We start from the raw sequence: 14916 nt of genomic DNA, 5'->3' as shown, positions 1-14916 counted from the left end.
GTTCGTTTGTTAATCTGCTAGTATCGTCATTTTATTCAACAAACTAGTTTGTAACTGGCTGAGTGTGGTTGTCATGTAGACCGGGTAAAGATCTGGGTTGACGAGCCGCTGGGTTGTTCGTGGGAGCTCGGCAAGTTTAGCCTGGGTCGTTGCCTGAATGGTTGTAACCGGAATTGACGTGGTGTTGGACAAATCTACCGGCGCGAGTAAGGGCCGGGCTTCAAAATGGGTGAGTCGCTGTTGGCGGTCGACACTGAGTGGGTCACTGTTGACGACGGTTAGGCTGGTTGCATCGACGATCGTCTCGGTAGCTAGTGCAATCAAGTCAGCAAAGGCCCGCTGAGTTCCTGGTTCGTACAGACGATAGACTTGCTTATCACCAGGAATCGTTAGTTTTTCGCGACTGGCACTGACCTTGATCTTGGGGGTGCTCTGACCATTGCTCTCAGTTGCCGCAAGCTTGTAGACGCCACTTAGAACCGGTGCGGACGCGCTAGTGATGAGCTTTTCACCGACACCAAAATTATCGATCGGTGCGCCTTCGTGCAACAGCGAAGTAATGATGTGTTCATCCAATGCGTTAGAAATAGTGATTTTGGCATTGGGAAAGCCAGCCGCGTCCAATTGTGTCCGGGCAGCTTGTGATAAAGTCGTGACGTCCCCCGAATCGATTCGAATACCGACGGGTTCATGCCCAGCTGCTCGTAGCTCCTTAAAGACCGTCACCGCGTTAGGAATCCCAGAGTTAAGCACGTCATAAGTATCGACTAGTAGCGCACTATTGTCAGGATATTGTTCGGCCCACTTGCGAAACGCCGTTAGTTCATCCGGGAAGGCCTCAATCCAACTGTGGGCCATGGTACCAGCAACGGGAATATCAAACAGCTTCGCAGCGAGAACGTTTGAAGTACTATTGGCGCCACCAATAATGGCTGCCCGGGTGCCGTAAAGCGCGCTGTCCGGGCCTTGCGCACGGCGCGCACCGAATTCCATAATTGGACGTCCTGCCGCAGCATAACTCAGTCGACGAGCTTTAGTGGCAATCAGTGATTGGTGATTGACGATATTTAAGACGAGTGTTTCAAGTAATTGCGCTTGCTCAAGTGGTCCAGTGATTGTCAATAGTGGTTCACGAGGAAAGACCGGGGTTCCTTCTGGTAGTGCCTTAATTTGGCAAGTTAACTTAAAATTTGCCAGCATGGCTAAGAAGGATTCATCCCATAGGTTAAGTTGACGGAAGTAGTCGAGGTCACTGTTGGTAAAATGAAAATCTTGTAAAGCTTCGACAACTTGCTGGAGGCCGGCCGCAATGACAAAGCTACCATTGTCAGGAACCCGGCGATAAAAAAGGTCGAAGGTGGCGTTGGTCTGAGGTAAGTCGTGATGAAATCCATTTGCCATTGAGAGTTCGTATAAGTCGGTTAATAAAGATAAATTGCGCATTGCTAATCAATCCCGTTATTAAGATTTAGGTGTCTTGACACCTATGGTAAATGAACTTAGTTTATCATAATTTAGTATTTGATGAAAGCTATTCTACTGGTTTTCTGGTAGAATGATTCTATTGAAAGAGTAAGAAGGGTGAGTCATGACAGGATCAGAACGGCGTGAACAAATTCGATCAAAATTATCGCAAACGCAGGTCCCCGTAAGTGCAACAACGCTAGCGAAGCAGTTTAACGTTAGTCGTCAGACCATTGTTGGGGATATTTCATTATTGAGGGCTCACGGAACGGCCATTGTTGCTACTCTTCAAGGGTATGAATTAGAAAAAGCGGATCAGCCAACTGCTGTCCTAGTTTGCCGTCATTTTCCAAACGAAGCGATGCAGGAAATGGCCTTGATCATTCACGCAGGGGGCATAATCAAGGATGTTGAAGTCGAACACCCATTGTATGGCCGGCTCCGGGGTGAATTAGAGATTCGCTCAGTTGGTGATGTTAATCTGTTTATGGGCCGGCTCAAGAAATTACAAGGCCATTTATTATCAGAATTAACAGATGGCGTCCATAGCCATACGGTTGCTTATCAGACCCAGGAACAATTAACAGCCATCAAGGTAGCTTTACGGGATGCGGGTTATTTGTATGAAAATTAATGTCAAGACATGGTTAATATTACATTGGTAATCAATTGATATTCGTTAGTTTTATTTACGCACGATGCTGGTGATTAACCAGGATAATGTCAGTAAAAAGATGTTTGGAGATCTAGTCGGATCTTCAAACATCTTTTTTGAATAGAATAACTATTTGCCGTTGCAAAAGCGCTAGTTGTTCATAACGATTGGTCGTGATGTTGATCGTAACATTGGCTGGTATAATTCCTAGGTATTATGTCGGTCGTTAATCAATAATTTGTTTATTGGCGGTTTTATGAGGGCTCGAAGTGATAGAAGCACGGTGGTGAGCCCGTTGAAAGTCGAAAGCAACGTTTTCCATCGCAATCGGGATTGTTAATTGCCTGATGATACGTGACTCATGGCTGTTCACTATGAATGGCCTGATTTAATGGCCGCAACAGCAGTAACGTATACCCAAGTAGTAGAATTCCGTTGATGATTAGTACGAGACCGCCATGAGTGGTACTTTGAAAGATTAAAGTGAACATAAGTGTTCCGATTGGCATGATTGAGCTATTGACTGTTGTTAATGTTGCAACGACTCGGCCTAGTAATTTAGTTGGCACGGTTTGCTGCAAGTAGACCTGAAAAGTTATATTAAGAATAACAAGCGCGAAAGCCAATATTCCCATGATAAAGCTACCAAGCAGGGCATATCCAGTTGGTGATTGGGACGTCATGAACAGAACACCTAATAGCAATATTTGGCTATCAAGAATAAGTACCGGAATAATTAATTTTAAAAAGAGACGTTTCTGACCGGTTGGCGGTAGCAAAGTTAAAAGTAGACTGCCAAGTAGCATACCAATTGCGCTCCCGGTTTCAAGCACGCCAATAGGACCATTACCTGTGTGAAGCTGATCTTTTAAGATGTACGGAATTCCAATCGTAACAGCAGTATATAAGAAGTTCAGAATAACACTCAACAGAATTGTAATTTTAATCATTGTTCGCGACCGCATGTAATTTAGACCAGAATGAAATTTTGCAAACTGACTGTGCGAAGTTACTGGGGCGTGTTGTGAATTAGCGAATTGATTAGTTGCGTGATAATGAAATTTCATTGTGAGCATAATGCCAAATGAGGCGAGTGTGGCAACAATCTCTAATATAACGAAGCCAGAAAAGCCGACTAAACTGTATAACCCAACGCCTAACGCTGGTGATAGAATCGAGGAAAGAGAAATTGCACTTTGGGTTAATGAACTTAGACGTTGAATGTTGTGAGCGTTAACAAGCTCATGGGTGGCGGCAGAATAACAGGTATCATTAATATTTGTCGAAATTGCATCGATAATTAGAAAAAGAACGATTGGAATGAGTTTTGCTGTTGCCGTAAATAAGTTGATACTAGCAGCGAATAAAATTAGTGCAAGCGTGCGGGCAGTCAGGCTACCAGTGAGAATGGTTTTGTGCGGATAAGTATCAATCAGATTGCCAATTGGGACAAGGCAAAGCAAGCCAACAATTGGACTGATAATCATGTTGATACCAAAGCTAATGGCAGAGTGTGTTTCATCGAGTAACATGAGTCCAAGGCCAAAAGTGAACATTTTACCGCTTAGTGAACTAATGAAATTACTTGCGGCAGCTTTGAAGATTTGCAAGCTAGATTGATGATTACTAATGTTGATGGTTAAATCAGGTTGTTTGATGGCCATGGCGAGTTCCTTTCGGTAGTATGAATTGATTAGAAATGAAAAATGGCTAATCTAATATAATTTTAATGTTTTTAATTGAATTGTCAATTTTCGCTAGACAGCACCTATTCATGATGAAACAAGTAGCCGGTAAGTATTTGTATAGTTGGTGAAGATTCTGAATATATCTGGAAGATTAAGCATGATTGCTCAAATGAAAAAGACAGATCTTTTTGGAAAAATAGTGGTTGCTGTCATATTTAAGCAGTCGCCCATTCGAATCTAATCACATCGGATTCGAATTATGGTTGATAGTTTGTAAGTCGATATTCAAATCCAGTGCCATTCAACAGTGTGCTTTTAAACTAGTTGCTGGTTTAATTTGATGGGCGACAGGGATAATCATGAAGGCTCGTCGGTTCAAGGTAAATGACAGTTGTTTTTTAGAGATTGCAGTGTGTTCAGCAAATTCGGTTTAGGTCACGTGGTAATAGGGCATAATTTGTTTAATGTATTAGCGGGAAATGTCGTTGGCGTTGCAGTGATAGCGACAGCATGATCATGATTAACGTGATTTATTCGAATAATGACCTCACTTTCTAATAGCAATTGAAGACTACTGCGTTGGAATATTCCTGTCGAGTAAATAACCAACGTATTTGCTAAGGTAGCTTAAACATGGAGACTAATGAGGTCCGTGATTTGAGGGCAATTCATTATTATTAAGTTGATTTGCTCACGGCTCCAGCTTAATCGACTGGTGCTAGTATCTGTTGCCATCTGATTCGTAAATGACTTAATCTATGCAAATCTCAATACCAGTCAGCGTCTGAACAAAAAGTGGGCCGCCAGAATGATTATTCTGGCGGCCCACTTTGAGTCAGTCATGCTGCTTATCTAAATTAAGCACTTAGAAGTAGTCAATAAGTGCTGGTCGTTCTTTAACTAGACTAGTGTCAAGTCGGTTGATCGCATTCACATCACCGGTGATTAATCCGTGTTGGTACGCCCGGGCTAAGCTCTGGGTGCCAAAGCAAGCAGTGGTTAATTGCTGAATCGTTAACTGAATGTCAGCCGGTCCAGTTAATTGGTCGCTAACCCGATTGAGCGTTACTTGCCCGTTGTGCCGCGTCAATGACCAGATTCCTTGATTAGCAGGGAGGGTAGCGTCACTGACTGCTAGGCGAATTGGTTGGATGTCCGTGAGAAACGGATAGCGCTTGATAAAGTCATATAAATCAACAATGCGGGCCATCATGTACGGCTGGACAGTCACTTTTAAACGGTATGGGTCGGCTAGTAGGTCCAAGCCGTTGGTCGCACTTGGGCTATCATAACTAAACGTTTCAAAGGTGGTGCCATGCTTAGTGATAAAGTTAGCCAATCGTTCGAAAGCGGTCGGCGTGCTAGTCACCCATTCTTGAATTGCAAAGTTAGTGGCCTGCCGTTCATAGATCAAATAGCCCTCGATATTGGCAGCCGCATTGCGGTAAATTGCGACCGACCAATGATGTTTGAGAGTCAGGTAATGTTGCCACCAGGCTGGTCGAATCAGACCACCACGCTGATTTTGCGGTTGTCGTGCATAAAAATCGTTGATTTGGGCCAGCACGTCATTGCCATAGCGGGTGATCGTACCAGACCAGTCCGTCGGTTTGACACGTGGTAGGTCTGGAGCGGCCATGACTTGGTGCGCATGGTCGAAGACGTGTTCATAGCCAAAACGTCGATAATAGCCGTATGCGAAGGGGGCTAGATACGACAAGGTCACGTGCTTAGCAGCCATCTCTTCAAGAGCTGCCGTCAATAGTTGTCCGGCGCCGCCCTGACCAGCGTATTCCGGAGCGGTCATCACATCGCCAATCCCGTTCATCTTGTAAGTGACACCATGTAAGTTGACTGCTAGCGGCAAACTGTATAGCCCACTGACCAGTTGACCATGATCGTGACGGCCGTAGATCCAACCATGTTGGTAGCGGTCCATGAAGAATTGACGTCGCGCGGGGGTATCGTGATTATTGAACGCGTATTGATAAAGTTGGTAGAAAGCTTCGCGGTCAGCATCGCTAGTTAAACGGTAATCAGTTGTCATTAATGCGACCCCTCCATTCGTTGAGTACTATTTGGCAGCGACAAATTTAAAGTCGGCCCATGGTTGTAGCAAGTTAAGGCAAGGTAAGTCACTCTTGGTAATATGACCAACCACATTGATTCGGCCAGTATTTTCAAGATTTTGGCGTGCAATCTGCAATTCACCTTTGTATTGCCCAAACTCATCGTTATCGATCAAGACATCACCGGTATGAATGGCATCTAGGTGATGAGCAGGAAAGGCTTCGTCTTTGTAGATGACCCGGGTCTGAGAGGAACGAATAACGTAATCTGAAAAATCACCGCGATAAGTTTGTGGTTGCGCAAAGAGTACGTTTTCTTCAACTGCCGATAGATCAGCAACGGTTTCGACGTGTAGCAGTGGGTAAGGGCTGAAGAAGACTTCAGCGGCAGCTTTTAGTTCGGCTTCACTCGCGTAGGCGTTACCAATTAAGACGTCGTCGATTAGCCCCGTCATTTTCAAATGTTGAACTTGTGCCGCAATCGGTAACCCCCGATGATCTTCAAGGGTACATAACCCGTCTTGCATGGGCCAAGGCCCATAAGTCGCATCATTTGATGAAACAAACGCGGCGGTGTTGATGCCATACTGACGGTATTGTTCAGAAGTCTGAACAAAATAATCATAACCAAGACCAGTGTATTGTTGTGGGTAGAAGTTATGTGAGCCTAGTAAGTTATCTTTTTCAGGTGAATAATCCATAATCGTGTCAACATAGTGAGTCCCTTTGGACATGTTGACTTCAATCTTAATGCCGAATTCGTTGTGCGTCATCCGGGCTTCTTCTTGACCAGTGAATCCTAGGTCGAGGCGGACACCCCAGGCACCGAGGTCGTGGAAGAATGACAAGTCGTCATAGGACACGCCAAGTTGTTTGAAGAGGTCAGGATTGACGTCGACCATTACTTGCAAGCCTAATTGGTTCGCGTAAGTGATCACTTTTTTAAAGTTGGCAACCACTGCGGCTTGGTCCCCTTTGATTTCAAGCAGTGAAGTGAATACCCGTTGATAGCCATATTTTGCGGCTAAATCGAGGTACGCCGCATCCTTCTCAAAGGTTGATCGTTCGGGATAAACGGAAACACCGAGTTTACTCATTTAAAATTCCTCCAAATAATAATTAGTTTCTGTATTCGCTTACATTATCGCACAAATAATTGGTCCGTACCAGTAAAATGGACAATTTGTTGGTACCAATTTTTGCCTGTCACTCCCCGCGGGATTATGATACGATTTGGGTATTAATAATTGGAGGTATCATGATGACATTTGAAGCTATTTTACCTGAATTAAAAGCTGGTAAGCGCGCTGTTCGGACTGGTTGGGAAGGGACCGAATTGTTCGTCGAATTACAGACGGCAACCACTTTCAACGGCGACCCGCTGAACCCGTACTTTTTAATCAAAACGGCCGATGAAGCCTATAGTATGTGGTCACCAACGGATTGTGATATTTTAGCGACGGACTGGCAGTTGGTTGACTAATGCAATTTGATGAATATCGTGGACAGACTGTCTTGGTCACTGGAGCTGCCTCCGGGATTGGTTTAGCCCAGGTCCAGAGTTTCCTAGCCCAGGGGGCTGACGTGATTGCCATCGATCGGCAACCACAGCCATCAGCGCTAGTAACGACGTCAGCCCTGTGCTATGAAATTGCTGATGTGACCGACGCTAATGCGCTCGTCGCGGCGATTAAATCAGGAGTTAACGTACTCGGCAAGCCAACCGTCGTGTGCAATACGGCCGGTAAGTTAGACGGCTATCAACCAACTTTAGCAACGGATCTGAAAACGTGGCAAGATATTTTGGCGACGGATCTGACAAGCCAGTTTATCGTGACTAATGCGGTGCTACCTGCAATGTTAGCCGCACAACACGGCGTTTTCGTGAATATGGCATCGATCGCTGGACTGGTGGGTGGCGGAGGCGGCGCAGCGTATACCGCAGCCAAACACGCCATCATTGGTTATACGAAACAACTTGACTTGGACTATGCGGCTCAGGGAATTCGCGCCAACTGCATTGCGCCGGGGGCTATCGATACCCCGATGAATGCTGCTGATTTTGCTGGCGATGGTAAGATGGCGAAATGGGTTGTCAGTGAGACGCCCGCAAAACGGTGGGCCCAACCGCAGGAAGTTGCAGATCTGACGCTATTCTTAGCGAGTCAGCACGCTGATTATATTCATGGGACGGTGGTTCCAATTGATGGTGGTTGGTTAGCAAAATAGGAAGGGGACTTTGGTATGGCTTGTATTTTTTGTCAGCCGTTGCCGTATATTTTGCAGAATGACCTAGCAGCGGCCTTCTTCGATAAACAGCCGGTGAGTCCGGGGCATTTGTTGATTATTCCGAAAGCACATTATGCCACGTATTTTGATGTGCCCACGGCGACCAGGAATGCGATGCTCGCCTTACTGACCCAAGCAAAAGTGTACCTAGATGCGCACAATCATCCGGATGGCTATAATATTGGCATTAACGTTGACCCGGCTGCGGGCCAAACCGTAATGCATTGTCATCTCCATCTGATACCGCGATATCAAGGTGACGTGCCAGACCCCGCGGGTGGCATTCGTAAGATGCTGCCGGATGGTGTACCGGATTTGAGATAGATTAAGGAGTAGTGAATGTGTATGGCAGATTTATTTGAGAAAGTTGGCCGGCCCGGTAAGGTCCTATCAACGACACCGGTGTACCATGGGCCGATTTTTGATTTGGTCAAACAAACGATTGAAACACCTGATGGATTAGAAGTAAAACGCGATTTGATTCAGCATGGGAACGCCGTCACGATTTTAGCCATCACCGCGGATGACCAAGTCGTGCTAGGTTCAGAGTACCGGGTCGGTCGCAATGCCGAGACGATTAGTTTACCTGCTGGCCTCATTAATGCGGGGGAAGATCCGTTAACGGCCGCGGCCCGTGAATTACAAGAGGAGACGGGCTACATTGCCCATGAACCACAAATTATGACGCAAATTAGCTCGTCGGAAGGTTTCACGGACGAAACGGTCAGCTTGATTTTGACTCACATTGATCCGCAAGAACATGGCGAACGGCATTTTGACGCGGACGAATACGTGAATACGCAACTTGTCCCGCTCAGTAAAGTGATTGACCTATTAAAGAATGGTCAGATTCGTTCAGCACAAGGAATCTGCGCAATAACATGGTACTTGAATTTTATTCGATAGAAGTGGGGGTGCAGAATGAATTTAGATGAGAAGTTTGCGTATATGGCGACTGGTCAGCCGTATCGAGATACGGATGCAGAACTAACGGCGTTGCGTGACCAAGCGACGTTGACAACGAACGCGGTCAATGCGACTGCTGATCCAGAGACTAAAGAAACTTTATTGCGACAATTGGTTGGTTCAGCTGGTCGCAGGCCATTTGTAAATCCTAATTTTCGCGTTGAATTTGGACGGAACATTCATCTAGGTGATAACTTTTATGCCAACTATGATTGTGTAATGTTAGATGGGGCGCCAATTACGATCGGCAGTCAGGTCTTGTTGGGGCCAAAAGTCGGCCTTTACACGAGCAACCACTTGTTTGATGCAACCGAACGAATTAGGGGCGGTTGCATCGCCCGACCAATCACAATTGGTGATGGTTGTTGGCTAGCCGCTAACGTCACCGTATTACCAGGAGTGACCATTGGTGCTAACACGATTATTGGTGGTGGGAGCGTGGTAACCCACGATATTCCAGCTAACGTGATTGCGGCTGGCAACCCTTGCCAAGTTATTCGACCAATCACGGCGGCCGACCGCACTGGTTACACCGGGGCGCAATTCGAATTGTCATGATGAACGACAAAATACCACCTTCACAGGTTGTTACCTGACGAAGGTGGTATTTTTGTGTTCAGCGCATAAAAGTATTCTGACAGATACGTGCAGTGTTATTAGAAGATTTACCAGCCAGCAGCTTAATCGTCCTTGGCATTGTGAGTTGGTCACTCATACGGTGGCTGTTCCACCGGTATCAAGGTTTAACTTTGATGCCGTTTAAAGCAGCGGCCAAATAAGCAGCCTGATCAATATTGACGATCATACCGCGTGCTGCGGCAGTATCAAGTTCGAGACGCTCGAATTGACAGGTACTTAGGTCAATATTTTTGAGGGCGGTATCGTTGAAAGCGACTTGGTCAAGGTTGGTTTCGTTAAACTTGACGGTCGTTAGTCGATTGTTCATAAAGCTGGCCCCATTCAGCCGACAGTGATCAAAGGTCACGGTTTTGAACCGCATGTCGCACAGCATGGCTAAGTCGAGCTGACAGTGGTCAAAGGCGACGTTATTGAGGGCAGCCTCGTTCAAGTCGACACCGACGAGCTTACAATCTTTGAATTGAACGCGTAGCCAGCTGGCTTTTTCAAACTGGCAATTAGAAAAGTCACAATTGATAAAGACAGCATCGGTCAAGTCAAGCCGTTCAAATTGACTGGCCGTAAACCGGACATTTTCGAAGTGCACGTGATCCAGCATGGGGTGATCGATGTGCTGGTGACTCATGTCTTCTTCACTAACCTGAATATAACTTAAGCTGTGGTCCTCATCTGCTAAAATATCGAAAAAAGCGCCAGTCGTTAATTCTGCTGGGATAATGCGGGGATCTTGCATGGGACACCTCGTTAGTTTGATTTTGAGTGGTTGTGCTAAAAAAGAAGCCCGTTACAGGCTTCAGTTGGGGATCAGTTGAAGTAATTTTCTAGGAAAACGGCGACCCCGTCCTCGTCATTACTCAGCGTGGCATGGGTGGTTGCAGCCTTGACCGCAGGAATCGCATTCGCCATCGCTACGCCAACTTTGGCGACGGTTAGCATTCCTAGGTCGTTTTCTTCGTCACCGAAGGCCATCAAGTTGTCATAGTCTTCATTAAAGTGACCGAGCAGTTGTTGCAAACCACTGGCCTTATCAGTATGCGGTGGTAAGAATTCCAACAAAGTCCGCCGGGATGGGACCACGTGGAAGAAATCGGTAATTTGACTTGGTAATTTGGCCTGGACCGTTTTAGCATCTTGACCAGCACTAACGACTTTACCGAATAGATCATCAGCAGGCAGGTCGGCAAAACGAACATTCTTAAATGGCATTAAGCCTTGCAAGAATTCTTCGTACGGTGACTTGCCTAGATCCGTAATGGAGTAGACTTGCTTCAAATCAATCACGTCTAAGTAGAAATGATCGCGCTGGGCTTGCTCAAATAAGGGTTGTAAATCTTGTTTGGTTACACTAGTACGAGCAAGGACGTCACCAGTCGTGTTTTGCTGAACGAGCCCACCATTAAAGGTAATCGCGTAGTCAGTTGGTTGGTTGAGTTCAAGTTGTTGTAAGTATGGTTGAATCGCCTTAATTGGTCGCCCAGTACACAGTACGATCCGTTTGCCGGCCGAATGCAGCTGTTTGAGAACTGTTTCAGTTCGCGGCGAAATCGTCTTCTCAGAAGTTAATAACGTATTATCTAGATCTAACGCAATGGTCGTAATCATCTTGGTCACACTTTCTAGTTAAGATTTAAAATTGTTTTAATGGTCGTTCCCATATCATCAACATCCGCAACCCGCTTATGGCGCACGGGCGCAGTACGGAGGGCTGTGACCGTTGCTGGAATGGGCGTTTGAATCAACTCATGTAACTGATCAACTGCGGCTAGGCCATCTACCGCACTAATCTCACCAGTAATTGCCGTTAGGACGGCCTGTGGGAATTTATACGGACTAGCGGTTGAAACAACCACCATGGGCCGCTGATCTCTGGTTGCGGCTTGATACTGTTTGGCAACCGCCGAGGCCACGGCCGTATGTGGATCGATTGTGTAGTGATGGGCATGATTCAGGTGATGAATTTCAGCTTGATCTTGGCTTTCAGTCACGAAGCCGGCCCAAAAATCAGCTAAGTTGGCACGCATTGCCGGTGTAATCGTATAACGGCCGGTCGTTTGCAAATCAGTCATTAGTTTAGCAGTCGCCGTGGCATCTGATCCTGTCAAGTAGAAGAGGAGCCGTTCCAAGTTACTTGAGACTAAGATGTCCATGGACGGTGAACTCGTCAAGAAGAATTCACGGTTTTTGTCATAAGTCCCGGTATTAAAGAAATCGGTGAGAACGTTATTGCGATTGGAAGCACAGATCAGTTTATGAATGGGCGTGCCCAGTTGTTTGGCATAGTAGCCAGCTAAAATATCCCCAAAGTTCCCAGTTGGAACACTAAAGTTAATCTCATCACCGTTCTTGATTTGCCCCTGCTTGATGAGTTGAGCGTAGGTGTAGACATAATAGGCCACTTGTGGGAATAAACGACCAATATTGATGGAATTAGCGCTTGAGAATTGGAACTGGTGGGCGGCTAATTCCGCGTGTAGTTGGTGGTCGTTTAACAGTTTTTTAACCGTTGTTTGGGCCTCATCGAAGTTACCATTGATCGCAACAACACTAGTATTGGCTCCGGTTTGGGTCACCATCTGCTGTTCTTGGATTGCGCTGACACCATCTTTTGGATAGAAGACGATGATGCGAGTCTGATCAACATCAGCAAATCCGGCCATGGCAGCTTTACCAGTATCGCCCGAGGTGGCCGCTAAAATAACGACTTCGGCTTGTAAATGGTTCTTTTTAACTGCCGTTGTCATCAAATGCGGTAGGATTTGAAGGGCCAAGTCTTTGAATGCAATGGTCGGTCCATGAAAAAGTTCAAGGTAATACTGCTGACCATGCTTAGTGACCGGCGCAATTTGGGGGTCATCAAACTGATCACCATAAGCCGCGTCAATGCAGGCGTGTAATTCATCAGCGGTATAATCCGTGAAGAAGAGTTTAAGGACCTCGTAAGCAACTTCTTGGTAGCTCATCGTGGCGAGCTGGTCGAAGTCAAAATTAGCGGTCGGTAGCGTTACGGGCACAAAGAGACCACCATCCGGCGTCAGGCCTTGAAGGACGGCTTGTGATGACGTCATGGTGTGACTTGCAGTTTCGCGGGTACTGCGATAAAGTGTTTTCATGGATAACGTCCTTTCAACTGATTTTGACTAAATGATACACTAAAATCGAGGCGAACGGGGACGTTTTCACCAAAATCATGAGGATAATTGACGTAAATGGTCTAGTTAATAATGTAATCGTTTACATAAAAGGAGATCTTACAATGCAACTAGCTGGAATTAGGCACCGTCCTGAAAGTGAAGATACAGCCGTCTTAGCCGCACATCAACTACAGGTGCGACTACAAACTGCGCGTGATGATGTTGCCCAAGTGGAGATTTTGTTTGCCGATTCTTACTTATGGCAAGAAGGAACAACAACGCTAGGGCGGCGGGTAATGCAGCCCGGATTAGCGACGCAGGGCAACCAGTACTGGCAAACGACGCTGACCGTACCGACTAACCGGGTGGTCTACGCCTTTCTAATCACGGATACGACTGGTGAGACGGTTGGCTATGGTGAGGGTGGCTTCTTTGACGACGTCGCCACTAATTGGCAAACGGTGGGCAACTATTTTCACATGCCATATATGCACCTCAGTGATGCGGAGCTGCCACCGGCATGGGTCAAGGAGACGGTTTGGTACCAGATCTTTCCTGAACGGTTTGCAAATGGTGTGCGGCAAAATGACCCGGCCAATGTTCAACCGTGGGGAGCTGGAACCGTTCACCGCGATTCATTTTATGGTGGGGATTTGCCCGGAATTACGGCACATTTAGATGATTTGGCTGCTCTGGGGGTCAATGGCTTGTACTTGTGTCCCATTTTCACGTCACCATCTAATCATAAGTATGACACAATCGATCACTTTGAAATCGATCCCCACTTTGGTACGAAAGCCGATTTTCAGGCGCTAGTCGATGGCGCCCATGCGCGCGGTATGCGCGTGATGTTAGACGCCGTCTTTAATCATTTCGGTGAGCAGTCACCACAGTGGCAAGATGTCATTAAGCATGGTCAACAGTCACGCTTTGCTGATTGGTTTCATATTCATGGCTGGCCAGTGGGGCGTGATCCGAAGACGAAGCAACTCAACTATGAAACCTTTGCGACTGGTGCAGCAATGCCAAAAATCAACACACAAAACCCAGCAGTGCAAGCTTACTTGCTTGACGTGACTAAATATTGGATCGAACAATTTGGTATTGACGCTTGGCGTTTTGACGTTGCTGATGAAATTGACCATGGTTTCTGGCGACAACTGTGTGGTGCCTTGCGCGCAATTAAGCCGGACATCTACTTGTTAGGTGAGGCTTGGCATAGTAGTCAGTCGTTGGTCGGTAACGGTCAATTTAACGCTGTCATGAATTATCCGCTGACACAGCCGATTATGGCGGTATTTAATGGTGAGCTTAGCCTTGAAGACTATGTCAGTAAAACGAATCTTGAGTTAATGATGTATCGGCAACCTAACCAACAAGCAATGTTCAATGCTTTGGATACACATGATACTCCGCGGTTACTGACAACGTTGCATGGTAATCTAACCAAATTTCAGTCTGCACTAGCTTTATTGATGCTGTTGCCGGGAAGTCCGTGTATCTATTATGGGACGGAAGTAGCAATGGCCGGTGGCGCCGATCCCGACAACCGGCGTTGCATGAATTGGCAACCAGACAAGCAGGAACAACAAATTCGACAATTTGTCACTAGTTTAATCAAGTTTCGACGGCAACAGGCGGATTTCTTAGCGACTAGTCAATTGACATGGACGATTAATGGTCACTGCTTGGTCCTAACGCGAACGGATACTGAGCAGATGATTCAGGGCCGTTTTAACTTAGGCACACAGACGGTCCCAACAGTGAATGTCGCAGCGCCGATTTTAACAGCTGGCGTCACAACTGATGAACTGGCACCGGGTGGTTTTGAATTGACTGTGGCTTAGTAATAAATTATTGTTACAAGTTGACTGGCAGAGATTATTCTAGTTATTTAGTTACTGTGTCGCCTAACCTAATTTTCTTAAGACTAACGTGGCTCAACAGCTATCGATGTCAGTAATCGAAAAAATCTTATAAAAATGATTCTCAATGCTTTTGAGAGTCATTTTTTT

14 protein-coding genes are annotated in these 14916 nt (G+C 46.1%); 7 read left to right on the top strand and 7 right to left on the bottom strand.

Annotation, left to right across the window (positions count from 1 at the left end):
• Positions 1-9: 9 nt before the first annotated feature.
• A complete protein-coding gene (locus RXV91_RS13350) occupies positions 10-1443 on the bottom strand; it encodes a nicotinate phosphoribosyltransferase (RefSeq protein WP_003642549.1) in 1434 nt (477 codons plus the stop codon).
• 145 nt (positions 1444-1588) lie between these two features.
• Here RXV91_RS13350 and RXV91_RS13345 point away from each other — a divergent pair, with 145 nt between their 5' ends.
• On the top strand, positions 1589-2098 hold the full coding sequence (locus RXV91_RS13345) for a transcription repressor NadR (protein WP_316440267.1): 510 nt from the start codon (positions 1589-1591) through the stop codon (positions 2096-2098).
• Between the two features lie 380 nt (positions 2099-2478).
• Here the strand turns inward: RXV91_RS13345 and RXV91_RS13340 are convergent, their stop codons facing one another.
• The 3 genes from RXV91_RS13340 to RXV91_RS13330 form a co-directional block, all read right to left on the bottom strand.
• On the bottom strand, positions 2479-3783 hold the full coding sequence (locus RXV91_RS13340) for an MFS transporter (RefSeq protein ID WP_053566869.1): 1305 nt from the start codon (positions 3781-3783) through the stop codon (positions 2479-2481).
• A gap of 889 nt (positions 3784-4672) precedes the next feature.
• Entirely contained in the window at positions 4673-5854 is a 1182-nt protein-coding gene (gene eis, locus RXV91_RS13335; RefSeq protein WP_316440266.1) for a GNAT family N-acetyltransferase, read from the bottom strand.
• Positions 5855-5881: 27 nt separating this feature from the next.
• Positions 5882-6973 carry a DUF871 domain-containing protein gene (locus RXV91_RS13330; protein ID WP_316440265.1) on the bottom strand — a complete coding sequence of 364 codons (1092 nt, stop codon included), beginning with the start codon at positions 6971-6973 and terminating at the stop codon, positions 5882-5884.
• A 164-nt stretch (positions 6974-7137) separates the two neighbouring features.
• Here RXV91_RS13330 and RXV91_RS13325 point away from each other — a divergent pair, with 164 nt between their 5' ends.
• The 5 genes from RXV91_RS13325 to RXV91_RS13305 are packed head-to-tail and all read left to right on the top strand — an operon-like array spanning position 7138 to position 9689.
• On the top strand, positions 7138-7359 hold the full coding sequence (locus RXV91_RS13325; RefSeq protein ID WP_003642553.1) for a DUF2829 domain-containing protein: 222 nt from the start codon (positions 7138-7140) through the stop codon (positions 7357-7359).
• Entirely contained in the window at positions 7359-8105 is a 747-nt protein-coding gene (locus RXV91_RS13320) for a 3-oxoacyl-ACP reductase (RefSeq protein WP_316440264.1), read from the top strand. Before RXV91_RS13325 ends, RXV91_RS13320 begins: the two co-directional genes overlap by 1 nt.
• 15 nt (positions 8106-8120) lie before the next feature.
• On the top strand, positions 8121-8489 hold the full coding sequence (locus RXV91_RS13315; RefSeq protein WP_316440263.1) for an HIT family protein: 369 nt from the start codon (positions 8121-8123) through the stop codon (positions 8487-8489).
• A gap of 15 nt (positions 8490-8504) precedes the next feature.
• Positions 8505-9071 (top strand): NUDIX hydrolase, encoded by a 567-nt coding sequence (locus RXV91_RS13310; protein ID WP_054397809.1) that lies wholly within the window; start codon positions 8505-8507, stop codon positions 9069-9071.
• Positions 9072-9086: 15 nt separating this feature from the next.
• A complete protein-coding gene (locus RXV91_RS13305; protein WP_316440262.1) occupies positions 9087-9689 on the top strand; it encodes a sugar O-acetyltransferase in 603 nt (200 codons plus the stop codon).
• Positions 9690-9867: 178 nt separating this feature from the next.
• On the opposite strand, the gene RXV91_RS13300 is transcribed toward RXV91_RS13305, so the two are convergent.
• The 3 genes from RXV91_RS13300 to thrC all read right to left on the bottom strand — a co-directional run bounded on the left by RXV91_RS13300 (position 9868) and on the right by thrC (position 12880).
• Positions 9868-10503: a pentapeptide repeat-containing protein gene (locus RXV91_RS13300; RefSeq protein ID WP_015825830.1), complete on the bottom strand. Its 636-nt coding sequence runs from the start codon at positions 10501-10503 to the stop codon at positions 9868-9870.
• A 71-nt stretch (positions 10504-10574) separates the two neighbouring features.
• Positions 10575-11372 (bottom strand): Cof-type HAD-IIB family hydrolase, encoded by a 798-nt coding sequence (locus RXV91_RS13295; protein WP_316440289.1) that lies wholly within the window; start codon positions 11370-11372, stop codon positions 10575-10577.
• Between the two features lie 14 nt (positions 11373-11386).
• Positions 11387-12880, bottom strand: coding sequence for a threonine synthase (gene thrC / locus RXV91_RS13290; RefSeq protein WP_316440261.1), 1494 nt, complete (start codon positions 12878-12880; stop codon positions 11387-11389).
• Between the two features lie 143 nt (positions 12881-13023).
• Between thrC and RXV91_RS13285 the strand changes: the two genes are divergently transcribed.
• On the top strand, positions 13024-14748 hold the full coding sequence (locus RXV91_RS13285) for a glycoside hydrolase family 13 protein (protein ID WP_316440260.1): 1725 nt from the start codon (positions 13024-13026) through the stop codon (positions 14746-14748).
• Positions 14749-14916 lie beyond the last annotated feature (168 nt).

The organism is Lactiplantibacillus sp. DA1 (assembly GCF_032681335.1).
Taxonomy (GTDB): Bacteria; Bacillota; Bacilli; order Lactobacillales; family Lactobacillaceae; genus Lactiplantibacillus.
The sequence above is the reverse complement of the archived record's forward strand: the minus strand, read 5'-3'. Positions and strand labels throughout refer to the sequence as shown.